Below are 14,934 nucleotides of genomic sequence, written 5' to 3'. Positions count from 1 at the left end.
GAAAATCTCACATATGGAACCTATTATGTGAAAGAACTCACAGCACCGGAAGGTTATCAGTTATCTAAAGAAATTAGAACAATTGAAGTGAATGGAGATATTGAGCTAACAGAGGGATTTGAAAACGAAGCAATCAAAGAGTCAACAGGATCCATTCAATTTACCAAAACTGATAAGGATACAGGTAATGGATTGCAGGGAGCGATATTTGGTCTTTACGATAACAAAAATTGTGAGGGAGAGCCGAAGGCTAAAGCGACATCTGATGAAAAAGGTCTAGTAAAATTCGAGCAACTCACATATGGCACATATTATGTGAAGGAACTCACAGCACCGGAAGACTATCAGCTATCTGGGGAAATCAGAGCTGTTACAGTAGATAAAGAACTTGTAACTACAGGTAAGTTTACCAATGAACGAATTAAGGAATTGGTAGGAACGATCGAATTCACCAAAGTGGATAAAGAAACAGGTGAAGGCTTAGAAGGAGCAGTCTTTGCTCTCTACGATAATGCGGAATGTCAGGGAGAGGCAAAGTATAAAGCAACGTCTAACGGCAATGGGTTGGTAAGATTTGCAGATGTCCGATATGGCACATATTATGTGAAGGAAATTAAAGCACCTGAAGGCTATCAGGCTTCCGATACAATATTGCCAATTGAAGTGAATAGTAGCCATCTAAATTTAGGTAAAATTGAAGACGAAGCACTAACTGGAGCGATCGAGTTCACCAAAGTTGATAAAGAAACAGGTGATGGGTTAGAAGGAGCAGTCTTTGCTCTCTACGATAATGCGGAATGTAAGGGAGAGGCAAAGTATAAAGCAACGTCTAACGGCGATGGTTTGGTAAGATTTGCAGATGTCCGATATGGAACATACTATTTGAAGGAAATTAAAGCACCAGAAGGCTTTCAGGCCTCCGATAAAATCTGGCCAATCGAAGTGAATAGTAGCTATCAAAATCTAGGTAAAATTGAAGATGAAGCAATCAAGGATCCAACAGGATCTATCGAACTCAAAAAAATCGATTCCAAAGATAAAAAAGTTCTTGAAGGAGCAGAGTTTGAACTCTATCAGGATGGAAAGGTCATTAAGACAGGAAAAACAGATAAAAATGGTAGTCTGAACTTTGAGAACTTATCATATGGAACCTACGAGATTAAAGAAACGAAAGCTCCAAAAGGATACCAGCTTTCAGATGAAGTGAAACATGTTGAAATTAAGAGCGATAAAAAAGTAGTTATTGAATTTGAAAATACGCTCATTAATCAATCTATAATGCCTGAATCACCAAGTGATAGTGAATCACCTAATCAACTAGTTGATTCAGATTCCAATGCAATTTCTTCTGATGAAGTTATGACTGGATCAGACAGTAAACAGCAGACAAGTGAGGGCATGTTCCTTAATGGGCTACCGCAAACAGGTGATGCTCTTACAAGGACTTTAATTGTACTTGGTCTTATTTTAGTATTCGCGGGAATTATATTCTTGACTAAACGCGCGAAGAACTGATTGAGTCCATATGAAAAAAATTGGTGGTTTGTTATTACTGGTTGGTATTGGTTGCTTGCTGTATTCTTTTTACATTGAAGAAAAGCAAAAAGAAGATATTAATCAATTACAATCAGCATTAGAAGCAATTCAAAATACGGATAACTTGGCTGATTCAGAGTCAATCAAAGAAGAAGTGAGCACATCTTTAAATATCGATGAAACAGATCTTTCAGATGTTCTCACGCTTACTATCCCATCCATTAATTTGGAGGCACCTGTGTTGCCGGAAACAACACAGGAAAGCCTGGATGTTGCCTTAACCCAGATTAAAACGAACCAAGTACCTGGACATGATAATTTCACTATTGCTGGCCATAATAGTGCGGTATATGGAAGACATTTTAATCGTCTGAATGAAGTAGGAAAGGGGGATGTAATCTATTTAATAGATGGAAAGAATGAATTCGTTTATCAAGTTAAATCAAAAAATATTATAGATCCTCAAGAAGTAGAAGTATTAAATGATACCCCGGGAAAAAGGGAGATAACGTTAATTACTTGTACATTAAGTGGAACTAAACGAATTGCGGTAAAAGGACAATTAATTTCAAGCAAATAAACATAAAATAAAGACTTCTATCTCTTAGACAGATAGAAGTCTTTATTTTGTATACACCCTTTTGAGTAAAAAAACAGACACAAAGTAAAGGAGTACACCAGGTTTGTGTCTGTCTTATATTAAATTAAACAAAATTTTCGATTTGTTTCGTTTGAATTGATTCTTTATTATCTTTCGGAACAAATCGCTCCGTAAGTGCTGAGATAGCGCCATCACCTGTTACATTGCATGCTGTTCCAAAGCTATCCTGAGCAAGGTATAACGCAATCATGAGGGAAAGCATATTGTCAGAGAAGCCGAGCATGGATTCTAATAAACCAAGTGCAGCCATAACAGCTCCTCCTGGAACTCCCGGTGCCGCTATCATTGTGACACCAAGCATTAATATAAATGGTAGCATTTGTGTAAAGCTGGAATCCGTCCCCTGTAACAGCATGACTGCCATCGCACAGCTAACGAGAGTAATGGTACTACCGGATAAGTGGATAGTTGCTAATAGTGGAACCGTGAAGTTTGCTATCTTTTCTTTAACGCCCATTTTTTTAGTCCGATCCACAGTAACAGGAATCGTTGATGCGGAAGACTGCGTTCCTAAAGCTGTAAAGTACGCCGGTAACATAGTCTTAAGCATTTTAAATGGATTTTTCTTAGAGGCTGCTCCCGCAACTGTATACTGTATGACTAACATAAACAAATGTAAAGCAATGATCATCACAAATACTTTAGCAAATACGCTTAGGATAGACGCAATTTGACCGCCCTGAGTCATGTTTGCGAATATACCAAAGATATGAAAAGGTAGAAGAGGGATAATAATCGTATTAATTACCTTTACGACAATCTCTTTGAATTCTTCCATTACATTCAGAAGTGCCTCTCCTTTGATAGAAGCCATCCCCACACCAATTGTAAAGGCTACAAGCAAAGCCGTCATAACACCCATTACAGCAGGCATTTCAATTGTAAAATATGGAGTGAGTAAAGCTTCCTCAGGATTTGCAAAGCTTTGAGCAGTCTGGTTTTTTAATATAATTGGATACAATGCTTTGGCAACGAAAAAAGCTATTAAGCCAGCCATTATTGTAGAAGCATAGGCTAAGCCAGTTGTGATACCAAGCATTTTACCGGCACCTTTCCCCATCATTCCAATTCCTGAAGCAATAAAACCGATGATAATAAAGGGAATGATAAATTCTAAAAAGCTGCTAAAAAGCCCGTTGAAAGTAGTGAAAATACGAAGCATCCAGGCTGGGGCAATCATTCCTATACCAATACCGAGAAAAATAGCCAATATAATCTTGGGTAATATACCGAATCGTTTCATGGTGTCCTCCTTGTAAATACAGTTGTACTCTATATGTGGATTATACAGAAAAATGAATTAAAAAGTAACCTTTATGCTTAAAAAGAATAAAATAATATTTTTGGTTGGTGGTTGAAGTTAAATCTCTTAAATTTGGGATATACATATTGGTTAAATAATATAAATGAAAAAGCTATAGGGGGAGCAGAGATAACGTTTTTTAAATTCAATATATTTCCATATAATGATATAATTGATTGGAGATATATAATCATTCTCTATTCCTTCATCTGTTTTTGCACTTTAAATAGTGAGTGATTGTGTGTATGAAAGGAGGAGAAAAATGCTAGGGATTCTGGAGTTTCAGTTAATCAAAATTATAGTTAATATCTTCGTTATTCTCGCTATCTTTTGTTTTGCCCTCCTTTTTACGAAGCAAGCTGAGTATGTTGAAAGCATAAAAAGAAGTGCGATTACCTCTGAAGAAAAGAGAAGTTCCCTTATTAAAAGAATGGCTTATGGCGCAGTTTTAGCTATCATTACTATTTTAATTGAGTATATCTTGGTTTATTATCTGTCGGGTTATTTTGAAGTAGAGATTAACGAATTTAGTTTTATATTCAGTATCTTTGTTTTGTGTTTTTTCTTAATGATAGGAGTGGGCCCACAGGAATATACTGAACCAACCACTAATAATTATTGGGTTAGACAAGAGTTATACTGGACTCTCAGCAATAAAGAATTTGATATATTGGGAAAACCATTTTTAATAGGGGCTGTAACTTTTTTTCTCATCCATTTAGTTTACTTCATCGCCTAGCTCCTCATTGTTTGATCTAATTATGATATTCTATCCGCCTCCATCTAGTCTTCTTAAATGGTAAATAGTCATTTCTTGTATAAATCCGTTCCAATGACCTATGGAGAATCTTAATTATTTTTGGTAAAAATATATAATTATATATAGATAGAATGGTTTATTTAGGTTTTAAAGGTATAAAAAGTTAATTGTATATATTGCTAATTTTTTCATAAACTGATAATATTAGGACGTTGTTATTTTGGAAAGCAAATATTCAAATAGTTAGAGTCTTTCCAAGCAGATAAAAATTGACCACTATCCCACGGGAAGTTAAGGCCATACGGACAGCCGGGTCAAATGCCGACAGGCAACATTAGTTGCCCTATTGATTGAGTTAGAAGCTCAAATTTTATAAGTTGGTTACTTTATAACCAGTACGACATAAATCGTGCAAAACTTGTGAAACGGTCAATAAGAGTGGTAAAAGTATTTATTTGCTATTTAGACTCTGATCTCCTTTTTAGGTATGTTGAATATTAAAAAGCTTTTCAGACATAAAATTCATTGGATTTTATGTGTGGCAATATGTCTGTTTTTATATATGCTTTTTAATAGGATAATAATATCTACAAGCAAGTGATGTGCAATGAAATGCGCGTACACTTGCTTTTTTGTTGTCTTTTAACTTTTTTAATTAATATAAATCCCCCCATAAAGTAAAACCAAAGGGAAGTGTGGAGAATTTTCAGCGAGAGGAAGTTTTGTGATGAATGAACAAGGAAGATTATTTCGTCTTTCGCAGGGGCGGGCGCCTATTTATGAAGCATTGGAAGAGTTCAAGAAAAAGCGGATTGTTCCTTTTGATGTACCCGGTCATAAACGCGGGAGAGGTAATCCTGAATTGACAGCTTTTTTGGGTGAGCAAGCGGTTAGCGTGGATGTAAACTCGATGAAGCCGCTTGATAATCTCTGTCACCCGGTGTCCGTCATTAAAGAAGCAGAAGAATTAGCAGCTGAAGCATTTGGTGCTGCACATGCATTTTTTATGGTGAATGGAACGACATCTGCCGTACAGGGGATGGTCCTGACAGCTTGTAAAGCGGGAGATAAGATTATTCTTCCCCGAAATGTTCATCGCAGTGTCATCAACGCACTTGTTCTATGTGGTGCCGTGCCGGTCTATGTAAATCCGGAAATGGATAAAAATCTAGGAATCGCGCTTGGTATGTCTCTCAGCCAGGTGGAAAAAGCGATTAAAGAAAACCCAGAGGCTAAAGCTATCTTGGTCAATAACCCAACCTATTATGGAATCTGCTCAGATTTACGAGGGATTGTGAAGCTTGCCCATCAGCATAATATGCTTGTTCTTGCAGATGAAGCACACGGAGCACATTTGTACTTTGGAAAAAACCTACCCGTGAGTGCCATGGCTGCTGGTGCAGATATGGCTTCAGTCAGCATGCATAAATCCGGGGGGAGTTTGACGCAAAGCTCATTTATGCTAATGGGACCCTCTGTGAATGTCGGTTATGCAAGGCAAATTGTTAATCTGACACAAACGACTAGCGGATCGTATTTGTTACTTTCAAGCTTAGATCTTTCCCGAAGAAATCTAGCGTTAAATGGAGAGCGGATTTTCGATGATGTTATTAATCTTGCAGAATATGTGCGGAATGAAATCAATCAAATTGGTGACTATTATGCCTTTTCGAGAGAATTAGTGAATGGAGATAGCATATTTGATTTTGATGTAACTAAGCTCTCGGTACATACATTAGATATCGGACTAGCGGGAATTGAGGTATATGACTTATTGCGAGATGAGTATGATATCCAGATTGAATTTGGAGATATAGGCAATATTTTGGCCTATGTATCTGTTGGTGATCGGAAAAGGGACGTTGAACGTCTGATCAGTGCCCTTTCAGAAATACGCCGCCGCTATTCAACTGATAAATCAGGTCTGATTACACAAGAATATATTGATCCGGAGGTTGTGATTACACCGCAGGAAGCATTCTATGCGGATAAAGAATCATTGACTCTGTGTGATACAGAGGGACGGGTGTGCAGTGAGTTTGTGATGTGCTATCCTCCAGGAATTCCAATCCTTGCACCAGGTGAAAGAATTACGAAAGAAATTATTGAGTATATTGACTATGCAAAAGCGAAAGGCTGTTCCATGACAGGACCGGAAGACCTTGCTATTGAACGTCTGAATGTACTGAAGGGAGTGTGACAGCATGGAATTATGGTTTCATGAACGTAGCACGGCAGAAGTAAAACTTTCCATCAAGGTGGACAAACATTTATACAGTGAACAGAGTGAATTTCAGCGGATTGATATTTTTGAATCGAACGAGTTTGGGAGATTTTTGACCCTGGATGGTTATATGATGATGACTGAAAAAGATGAGTTTATCTATCATGAGATGATTACCCATGTACCAATGGCTGTTCATCCAAATCCTCGGAAGGTTTTGGTCATTGGTGCGGGAGATGGCGGTGTTGTGCGTGAGCTAACCCGTTATCAACAGATTGAACATATTGACATGGTGGAAATTGACGAAAAGGTAGTAGAAGCCTGTAAAAATTATTTGCCGTTAACAGCTTCCAAGCTTGATGACGAACGGGTTCATATTCATTATGAGGATGGGCTGAAATTTGTTCGATCCTGTGAAAATCAATATGATTTGATCATCGTGGATTCAACCGACCCATTCGGACCGGGTGAAGGCTTGTTTACGAAAGAATTTTACGGTAATTGCTACAAGGCCTTACATGAAGACGGAATTATGGTGAATCAGCATGAGAGTCCGTTTTATGCAGAAGACAGGGCAGCGATGCAAAGGGCGCACCAACGGATTATCGACTGTTTTCCAATTAGCAGGGTATACCAGGCACATATCCCTTCCTACCCATCCGGCCACTGGTTGTTTGGATTTGCATCCAAAAAATATCAACCTCTTTCAGATTTAAATCAAGAGGCTTGGAAACAGTTGGGTATTAAAACACGCTATTACAATCCTAATTTACACCGTGGTTCCTTTGCTTTGCCAACGTATGTAGAGGAGCTGCTGAAGGATGTGGAAGATATTCCATGAAAATCTTCTAGTGTTTAAAACAAGTAGAAAGAAGTTTATTAGATAAATAAATAATAGATTGGAGATATGAAAAATGGGAAAAGCACTGATTATTGGTTGTGGCGGAGTAGCCTCTGTGGCGATAAACAAATGTGTACAAAACAGTGAGGTCTTTGAAGAGATTTGTATTGCAAGCCGTACTAAGTCCAAATGTGATGATTTAAAAGCTAAGCTTGACGGCGGTAAGACAAAAATTACAACGGCTCAGGTGGATGCGAATAATGTGGATGAGCTAATTGCTTTAATAGAAGAAGTAAAACCGGATATAGTTATGAACCTTGCCTTACCATATCAGGATTTAACGATTATGGATGCCTGTCTTGCAACTAAAACTCATTATATGGATACAGCTAATTATGAGCCTGAAGATACAGCGAAGTTTGAATATAAATGGCAATGGGATTACCGTGAGCGCTTTGAAGAAGCGGGTATTACTGCACTGTTAGGTAGCGGATTTGATCCGGGCGTTACAGGTGTATTCTCAGCCCATGCCTTAAAACATCATTTTGATGAAATTGAATACATTGATATCTTGGACTGTAATGCAGGTGACCATGGATATCCTTTTGCAACAAACTTTAATCCTGAAATAAATATCCGTGAAGTAACAGCAAACGGGTCCTATTGGGAAAATGGCCAATGGGTAGAAACAGAGCCGATGGAAATTAAACGTACGTACAATTTCCCTGAGATTGGTGACAAAGATATGTATCTATTACATCATGAAGAAATTGAATCCCTTGCGTTAAATATTCCTGGCATTAAGCGGATTCGTTTCTTTATGACATTTGGGCAAAGTTATCTCACTCATTTAAAATGTCTTGAAAATGTCGGGATGACATCTATTGAGCCAATCGTATTTGAAGGGAAAGAAATCATACCTCTTCAATTTTTAAAAGCAGTACTTCCAGACCCTTCTTCACTTGGTCCGCGTACAAAAGGAAAAACGAATATTGGCTGTATTTTCCGCGGTAAAAAAGATGGGAAAGATAAAACGTATTATGTGTACAATGTTTGTGATCATGAAGCATGTTACAAAGAAGTCGGATCACAGGCCGTTGCTTATACAACAGGAGTTCCAGCAATGATTGGTGCGATGATGGTTATGAACGGGACTTGGAACAAGCCTGGTGTTTACAATATTGAGGAATTTGATCCAGATCCATTTATGGAAGCATTGAATAAATGGGGACTTCCTTGGCAAGAAAGCTTTGATCCGGAGTTAGTAGACTAAGATGCGCTTTGAACAATTACCAACACCATCTTATGTGGTAGATGAAGGTCTACTCGAGAAAAACCTGAGAATTTTAAAGGGTGTAATGGATCGGACCGGATGTAAAATTATCCTGGCACAAAAAGCATTTTCTATGCATGCAATGTATCCGTTAATCGGTCAATATTTGAGTGGGACTGCTGCGAGCGGATTGTATGAAGCAAAGCTTGGCTATGAGGAGATGGGAAAGGAAAATCATGTGTTTTCCCCAGCCTACCGTGAGGATGAGATAGATGAAATTATCTCTATTTGTGATCATATTATCTTCAATTCCTTTTCACAGCTTGAGAGATTTGGGGATAAAGTAATCCAGGCAGGTAAAAGCATAGGCCTCCGTATTAATCCAGAATGTTCGACTCAAGAGGGCCATGAAATCTATGATCCATGCACTAGAGGATCCAGATTTGGGATAACGGCTGAGGAATTTCGTCCAGATTTGCTGGAAGGGGTATCGGGATTACATTTCCATACGCTCTGTGAACAGGATTCGGATGCCTTGGCACAAACCCTGGATGCTGTCGAAGAGAAATTTGGGAAATGGCTGCCGCAAATGGAATGGATTAATTTTGGCGGGGGCCACCATATTACAAGGGATGGGTATAATATCGGCCTGCTGGAGGACTGTATTACCCGTATGCAAAAGAAATATGATTTGGAGGTTTATCTTGAACCGGGTGAAGCAATTGCTCTTAATGCCGGATTTCTTGTGACAACGGTTCTAGATACATTAAAGAATGATGTGGAAATTGCGATCCTCGATACTTCAGCGTCCTGCCATATGCCGGATGTGCTAGAAATGCCATATCGCCCTCCGCTTCTCGGTAGTGGTGAACCCGGTGAAAAGACATATACGTACAGATTAGGCGGTCCAACCTGCTTAACTGGAGATGTTATTGGAGATTATTCTTTCGATCAGCCGTTAAAAAGTAATGACCGATTGGTTTTTGGGGATATGGCGATTTATTCGATGGTTAAAAACAATACATTTAACGGAATGGCCTTGCCGACAATTGCTGTACAGGACAAGAATGGTGAATGCCGCATTTTGCATAAATTTAATTATATGGATTTTAAAAATAGACTATCTTGAATTGAAAAAGCCAGATTCCAATGTGAATCTGGCTTTCTTCTATAGAAAAATATTATATAGAAGAAACTCGTATATAAGTTTTCTACAATTCGATTAAAGAGGGATATGTTTGAATGTAAAGGTGTTTTTAATACTTTTGTAGAATTACTTTAAATGAAGAAAACTGAAAACTAGTAAGGGGTTGAGGCAAAATGGATAACAATGAGGTTATCATGATTGAGGAACGAAGTAATAGTAAAATGAATTTTCCATTTATCTTAAAGAGTGTTGGGATTATTGCATTATTAATTACCGTTATTTCCTTAGGTGCAGGGTTGTATAAATTATATGTGTATGAAAGTCCCTATAGTAAAGAGAAAATGATCGACCAAGGATATGAAGAAATTTTCAATGAGAAGAAGGCTGTTAATGCATATAATTTATATGATGTGCAGAATTTATCGGTGAATGCCGGAATGGCTACAGCGTATTTTACATTAGCAATTTTGTTTAGGAGCTTTTGTAATGGCTGAAATGATTAAACGTAATGCAAGATTGACAGTAAATAAATCGGTTTTATAAAAGATAATATATTTTTGATTTTAATACATAGGTGATACAAAGGTGTATTCAAGGTGCTATCTCAAGCCTATCATACACCTATGTCATAGCTATCCCAGGTTAAAGGTGTTGAATAGAAGTTCCATAGTCTCCACGGAGGCTATTTTTTATTTGATTATCGTATATTCATAGATTAATTGAGCGAAAAACGAAGTGGATTGAGCGAATTACAAAATTATTGAGCTTACTCATCAGAATATGAGCGAAAATGAAGATTATTGAGCGAAACAAAGATTTTATGAGCGAATATTTATTGTAATGAGCGGAAATTTTAGGCTATGTGCTATTTAAAATATAAATGAGCGAAACTTATAATCTTTGAGCGAATTATAAGTAATAGGGTATTAAGCAAATACTGGATAAGTCTATGTGAAAAGGGTAATGGAATAGTGTCCAGTTATTTTGGAACTAGATTTTTGTGACTATCAAAGGAGGATATACATGTTTAGAAAATCAGGTTTCATTTCCTTAGTGGCTGCTCTATTTTTAGTATTGGGAGCTTGCTCTCAATCTAATGAGGAAAATAAGCCACAGGAGAATAATAAAGAATTAAATAATGATACACAACCACAGGATGAAGAAGTAGATCATCATGACGGTATGGACCATTCAGGTTCTGGTGAGGTTCCGGAAGATTTAAAAGTGGCTGAAAATCCCACTTTTAAAGTTGGAAGCCATGCAATCCTTAAAGATGGACATATGGAAGGTATGAAAAGTGCTGAAGCCACCATCATTGGAGCTTATGACACAACCGCATACAGCATTTCTTACAATCCGGCTACAGGTGGGGAAAGGGTGAAAAATCATAAGTGGATTATTCATGAAGAAATAAAAGATAGTGGAGAGGAACCTTTGCAGCCTGGTGCAGAAGCCATTACGACTGCCTCTCATATGGAGGGAATGAAGGGTACTACTGTAAAAATTGAATCAGCTCAAGATACGACTGTTTATATGATTGATTACAAACCAACAACAGGTGGGGAAAAAGTAACTAATCACAAATGGGTGACGGACGACGAATTGGTGCCTGTTGAATAATTGCTCGCGTTATCCGTGCCAAACGTTTAGTCTGTTAAACCTTAAAAGGCACCTATCATACTGGTAGGTGCCTAAAATAATATCCTCTATTTAAACTCTTTAATAGCTTTATCTTTTCATAGGTAAACGAAACATAAACGTGCTTCCATTATCTAATTCACTTGATACATCGATGGTTCCGCAGTGCAGACTGACAATCCATTTTACAATCGACAAGCCAAGACCTGTATTGCCGTTAGAAGTTGAGGTCCGAGAAGAATCGATGCGATAAAAACGATCCCATATTTTATTGATATGCTCTGGACTAATGCCAATTCCATTGTCCGAAACCTCACCTATCACATGATTATCCTGCTGATATAATTTAATCTTTACATATCCGCCAGGCTTTCCATAGGCAACCGCATTCGTAATCAGGTTCATAAGTAATCTCATGATTAACGTTTGATCTGCTTTTATGAGTAGATTATCCTCTAGGTCTGTATTTATCTCAATATCAGCTTTATCAGCCATATAGGTTAATTCTTCAGCTACCATTTCTGTTAGCTCACTAATATTAAGCCTTTCAAATAGAAAATGGTCCATATTCTGCTGATCGACTCTGGCCAGTAAAAGTAATTGCGAAATGAGAGAGGACATTTTTTTGGATTGTTTTAGAATGACCTCAAGGGATTCCTTTACTTCTTTTGAATCATTAATTTGAGATAAGGCGTATTCAGATTGAGAGATGATGACAGAAGTTGGTGTTCTTAATTCATGAGAGGCATCAGAAGTGAATTGTTTTTCATTCTCAAATGAAGATTGCAATCTATCGAACATTCGATCAAAGGTCTGTGCCAAAGCATTAATTTCATCATTTGATTCCTTAAGGTTAATACGTTTTGATAAATCTTGTCCATCGTTAATTTCGCTGACTGTATCAATCATTTTTTGTACGGGACGAAAGGCTCTTTTCGTAATAGAATATCCGCCGGCAGCTGCTACAATAATAAGGAATGGAAAAGCAATTAGCGTCACTAGTAAAATAGTGTTCATGGCAGACGATAATTGATCTAATTGATAAACGCCACGAATCCATATCTCATCATTAAATTTTTTATATGGGTGATCATATAATAGCCATTCCTGTCCATTCTGTTCAATGGTTTGAAGTCCATCCTTCTTCATTGGTGTGTCCCCGTTAAATCCAGATGGAACATTCCCTTCCAGTAAAGTACCGTTTTTATCGTAAATTAAAAGAGTAACCCCATCATCATAATACTCAAAATCATGATCTACCTCTAAATGTCCGTTTTCGTAATCTATATCTCTAAAACCTTCTTTTACAGATTCCTCGAGTTGGTCCTGGATATTTAACAGAAGAATTTTATCGGAAGAGGCCAAAATAATACTTAATACCATTGCCATAATAATTACAATCAGGCCGGTATACCAAAGCGTGATCTTCATTTTAATAGATAGTTTTCTCATGACTCTATCCTCAATACGTAGCCAGATCCTCTAATGGTATGGATAAGCTTGACCTCAAAATCCTTATCTATTTTCTTTCTTAAATAACGAATATAAACATCAACGATATTCGAACCGCCTTCATAATCATAATTCCACACATGCTGTTCAATATTATCTCTAGACAATACAATATCTTTATTGCGAATCATATATTCCAAAATCGCAAACTCCTTGCTGGAAAGGTCAATATTTTTACCCTGCCGCGTTACCTTATGGGTATTGCAGTCCACTACTAAATCGCCCATTTCATAAACGTTGGATGTGTTGCCTGATTGCCGGCGCATTAACACCCGTATTCTGGCCAGTAATTCATCGAAGGCAAAAGGTTTAATTAAATAATCATCCGCGCCTAAATCCAGTCCTTTGACTCGATCTTCAATCGTATCTTTTGCGGTTAATAATAAAACAGGAGTACGATTTCCTTCATCTCTTATATGCTGCAAAACTTCCAGCCCATTTACTTCTGGAATCATAATATCCAACACAATCAAATCATAAGAAGCCATGGAAATATAATCGAGTGCATCAGCTCCATTTCCACATGCGTCTACACTGTAATTTTCCACTTTCAAACGGTTTGCGAGAACGTTTTGTAAATCTTTTTCATCTTCGACTATGAGAATCCGCATGTTTTTTCTCCTTTTCTTCTATTTAATATATTTTACTATAATTCACGTTTATTAAAAAAAGATGAGAAACCATTCTTTATTTATTAATGTTCCTTTAATGTTTACCCATTATGATGAAGTCAAGATCAAGGAAAAGAATAAAAGACAGGAGGGGAGTCGACATAATTAATGGAATGAAAATAAGTGCCTGTTTTGGTCAAATGGTCTCATGTTCTTCGTAAATTAAAAATCTTAATCAATTTTATTGACCAATTAGACCAGTTTGAAGATTAACTAGAAAAGGAAATTGAATATAAACGATAAAAAGGAGAGATAGACATGCTAACAAAATACAAAAACATGGTAGTAGAAAATAAAAAGAAAATAATAGGCAGCTTTATTGCAATCGTTATCCTAGGAATTGCGATAGTAGGTGGGTATGTTGGTATGGGTTATTACTACGCAAATAAGAACGATAACTATACAGAAGCACAGATTAAAGAAATTGCTTTGGAGCAAATTGATGGAGAAGTCATCAGCGTTCAAAAAGAATTCGATTTGGAAGATGAGCGTATTACCCGTTCTGAATACGTATACGATGTTGAAATTAAAACTTCAGAAAATCTTTTGAAAACAATCACTGTAAAAGGTAGAACAGGTACTATAGAGATTGAAGATGATTTTGACGATGATCATATTTCTCGTTCCGAATATGATAATAAAAATTAAATTCATGAAAATTTCGTAAATACAACCAACGTAAGAGGAAGAAAAGGTCTAATTGAATTAAATAGATTTAGAAATCAGGAGACTCCACCAAAAGAATTATCTATTTGGGAGTCTCTTTTTTTGAAATGAATAAGTAAAATTCTGGTATTATGATATAAAAGATATTTGGATACAGGGGGAGAGGCTATGTACCAATATTTTAATGGCTTAGTCATCCGGGAGGGGACAGAAGGAGTCCCGGCTGAAAGTGTAGAAACTCTTTTTATAGATGCAGGCTGGGCGAGAAACACACCGGATTGGCAGAAAGAAAAATTCTCATTAATATTTGAAAACTCCACCTGGGCTTATACGGTATGGGATTCCAACCGAATGATTGGAATGGTTCGGGTTATTTCGGACAAAATAATGGTCGCTACTATAATGGATTTAGCCGTTTTAACTGAATATCGTGGAAAGGGTATTGGTAAAAAATTAGTTGAACTATGTGTTCAAAAGCTTCCTCATGGAGATTGGTTCGCGCATACGTCTGCTGATAATTTCAGTTTCTATGAAAAGTGTGGATTTGAAGTCAAAGACCTATCCCAAAATGGAACGTGCGTTTATTATGGATATATACAAGCCCGAAAAGAGGGGCATAGATAAATAAAAACAAAGCTAACACCAACTAGAATCACAGAGGATTTAGGGTGTTAGCTTTATTTAGTTGATTCTATTTGGTCC

14 protein-coding genes are annotated in these 14,934 nt (G+C 37.1%); 11 read left to right on the top strand and 3 right to left on the bottom strand.

Translation table 11 applies throughout. From position 1 onward, the window contains the following. Window positions 1–1,515 (top strand): SpaA isopeptide-forming pilin-related protein (locus AC4D4B_RS08920; protein WP_490999711.1); only part of this gene is annotated, 1,515 nt, incomplete at its 5' end. 10 nt (window positions 1,516–1,525) lie between these two features. Next, on the top strand, window positions 1,526–2,116 hold the full coding sequence (locus AC4D4B_RS08915) for a class D sortase (protein WP_490999710.1): 591 nt from the start codon (window positions 1,526–1,528) through the stop codon (window positions 2,114–2,116). Between the two features lie 124 nt (window positions 2,117–2,240). On the opposite strand, the gene AC4D4B_RS08910 is transcribed toward AC4D4B_RS08915, so the two are convergent. Continuing rightward, the gene (locus AC4D4B_RS08910) at window positions 2,241–3,440 is read right to left on the bottom strand and encodes a dicarboxylate/amino acid:cation symporter (RefSeq protein WP_490995391.1); all 1,200 of its coding nucleotides are present in this window, start codon (window positions 3,438–3,440) and stop codon (window positions 2,241–2,243) included. Between the two features lie 322 nt (window positions 3,441–3,762). On the opposite strand from AC4D4B_RS08910, the gene AC4D4B_RS08905 reads away from it, so the two are divergent. The 7 genes from AC4D4B_RS08905 to AC4D4B_RS08875 all read left to right on the top strand — a co-directional run bounded on the left by AC4D4B_RS08905 (window position 3,763) and on the right by AC4D4B_RS08875 (window position 11,365). Beyond that, window positions 3,763–4,239, top strand: a complete 477-nt coding sequence (locus AC4D4B_RS08905) for a hypothetical protein (RefSeq protein ID WP_490999709.1) — start codon at window positions 3,763–3,765, stop codon at window positions 4,237–4,239. Between the two features lie 748 nt (window positions 4,240–4,987). Beyond that, entirely contained in the window at window positions 4,988–6,460 is a 1,473-nt protein-coding gene (locus tag AC4D4B_RS08900; RefSeq protein WP_490999708.1) for an aminotransferase class I/II-fold pyridoxal phosphate-dependent enzyme, read from the top strand. Between the two features lie 4 nt (window positions 6,461–6,464). Beyond that, window positions 6,465–7,325, top strand: coding sequence for a polyamine aminopropyltransferase (speE, locus tag AC4D4B_RS08895; protein WP_490999707.1), 861 nt, complete (start codon window positions 6,465–6,467; stop codon window positions 7,323–7,325). A gap of 73 nt (window positions 7,326–7,398) precedes the next feature. Beyond that, a complete protein-coding gene (locus tag AC4D4B_RS08890) occupies window positions 7,399–8,598 on the top strand; it encodes a saccharopine dehydrogenase family protein (RefSeq protein WP_490995388.1) in 1,200 nt (399 codons plus the stop codon). A gap of 1 nt (window position 8,599) precedes the next feature. Next, window positions 8,600–9,727, top strand: coding sequence for a carboxynorspermidine decarboxylase (nspC, locus tag AC4D4B_RS08885; protein ID WP_490995387.1), 1,128 nt, complete (start codon window positions 8,600–8,602; stop codon window positions 9,725–9,727). A 191-nt stretch (window positions 9,728–9,918) separates the two neighbouring features. Beyond that, window positions 9,919–10,239 carry a hypothetical protein gene (locus tag AC4D4B_RS08880; protein ID WP_490999706.1) on the top strand — a complete coding sequence of 107 codons (321 nt, stop codon included), beginning with the start codon at window positions 9,919–9,921 and terminating at the stop codon, window positions 10,237–10,239. Between the two features lie 529 nt (window positions 10,240–10,768). After that, complete coding sequence (locus AC4D4B_RS08875) at window positions 10,769–11,365, top strand: YdhK family protein (RefSeq protein ID WP_490999705.1); 597 nt, start codon at window positions 10,769–10,771, stop codon at window positions 11,363–11,365. Window positions 11,366–11,473: 108 nt separating this feature from the next. Here AC4D4B_RS08875 and AC4D4B_RS08870 read toward each other — a convergent pair whose 3' ends face one another. Next, window positions 11,474–12,835: a sensor histidine kinase gene (locus tag AC4D4B_RS08870; protein WP_490999704.1), complete on the bottom strand. Its 1,362-nt coding sequence runs from the start codon at window positions 12,833–12,835 to the stop codon at window positions 11,474–11,476. Then, window positions 12,832–13,506 carry a response regulator transcription factor gene (locus tag AC4D4B_RS08865; RefSeq protein WP_490995383.1) on the bottom strand — a complete coding sequence of 225 codons (675 nt, stop codon included), beginning with the start codon at window positions 13,504–13,506 and terminating at the stop codon, window positions 12,832–12,834. Before AC4D4B_RS08865 ends, AC4D4B_RS08870 begins: the two co-directional genes overlap by 4 nt. Before the next feature lie 318 nt (window positions 13,507–13,824). On the opposite strand from AC4D4B_RS08865, the gene AC4D4B_RS08860 reads away from it, so the two are divergent. Further along, window positions 13,825–14,214 carry a PepSY domain-containing protein gene (locus AC4D4B_RS08860; RefSeq protein ID WP_490999703.1) on the top strand — a complete coding sequence of 130 codons (390 nt, stop codon included), beginning with the start codon at window positions 13,825–13,827 and terminating at the stop codon, window positions 14,212–14,214. Between the two features lie 186 nt (window positions 14,215–14,400). Then, window positions 14,401–14,856: a GNAT family N-acetyltransferase gene (locus tag AC4D4B_RS08855; RefSeq protein WP_490999702.1), complete on the top strand. Its 456-nt coding sequence runs from the start codon at window positions 14,401–14,403 to the stop codon at window positions 14,854–14,856. Window positions 14,857–14,934: the final 78 nt, after the last annotated feature.

The organism is Pradoshia sp. Z6_59, assembly GCF_058267515.1.
Note: the sequence above shows the minus strand (reverse complement) of the source record. Positions and strands in the feature narration are given on the sequence as shown.

What these genes read in the sequence shown, in the direction of transcription:
- AC4D4B_RS08905 (WP_490999709.1), top strand. Translation starts at nt 3,763, where the DNA reads ATGCTAGGGATTCTGGAGTTTCAGTTAATCAAAATTATAGTTAATATC.
- AC4D4B_RS08900 (WP_490999708.1), top strand. Translation starts at nt 4,988, where the DNA reads ATGAATGAACAAGGAAGATTATTTCGTCTTTCGCAGGGGCGGGCGCCT.
- AC4D4B_RS08890 (WP_490995388.1), top strand. Translation starts at nt 7,399, where the DNA reads ATGGGAAAAGCACTGATTATTGGTTGTGGCGGAGTAGCCTCTGTGGCG.
- speE (WP_490999707.1), top strand. Translation starts at nt 6,465, where the DNA reads ATGGAATTATGGTTTCATGAACGTAGCACGGCAGAAGTAAAACTTTCC.
- AC4D4B_RS08910 (WP_490995391.1), bottom strand. Translation starts at nt 3,440, where the DNA reads ATGAAACGATTCGGTATATTACCCAAGATTATATTGGCTATTTTTCTC.
- AC4D4B_RS08870 (WP_490999704.1), bottom strand. Translation starts at nt 12,835, where the DNA reads ATGAGAAAACTATCTATTAAAATGAAGATCACGCTTTGGTATACCGGC.
- nspC (WP_490995387.1), top strand. Translation starts at nt 8,600, where the DNA reads ATGCGCTTTGAACAATTACCAACACCATCTTATGTGGTAGATGAAGGT.
- AC4D4B_RS08875 (WP_490999705.1), top strand. Translation starts at nt 10,769, where the DNA reads ATGTTTAGAAAATCAGGTTTCATTTCCTTAGTGGCTGCTCTATTTTTA.
- AC4D4B_RS08880 (WP_490999706.1), top strand. Translation starts at nt 9,919, where the DNA reads ATGGATAACAATGAGGTTATCATGATTGAGGAACGAAGTAATAGTAAA.
- AC4D4B_RS08865 (WP_490995383.1), bottom strand. Translation starts at nt 13,506, where the DNA reads ATGCGGATTCTCATAGTCGAAGATGAAAAAGATTTACAAAACGTTCTC.
- AC4D4B_RS08915 (WP_490999710.1), top strand. Translation starts at nt 1,526, where the DNA reads ATGAAAAAAATTGGTGGTTTGTTATTACTGGTTGGTATTGGTTGCTTG.
- AC4D4B_RS08860 (WP_490999703.1), top strand. Translation starts at nt 13,825, where the DNA reads ATGCTAACAAAATACAAAAACATGGTAGTAGAAAATAAAAAGAAAATA.
- AC4D4B_RS08855 (WP_490999702.1), top strand. Translation starts at nt 14,401, where the DNA reads ATGTACCAATATTTTAATGGCTTAGTCATCCGGGAGGGGACAGAAGGA.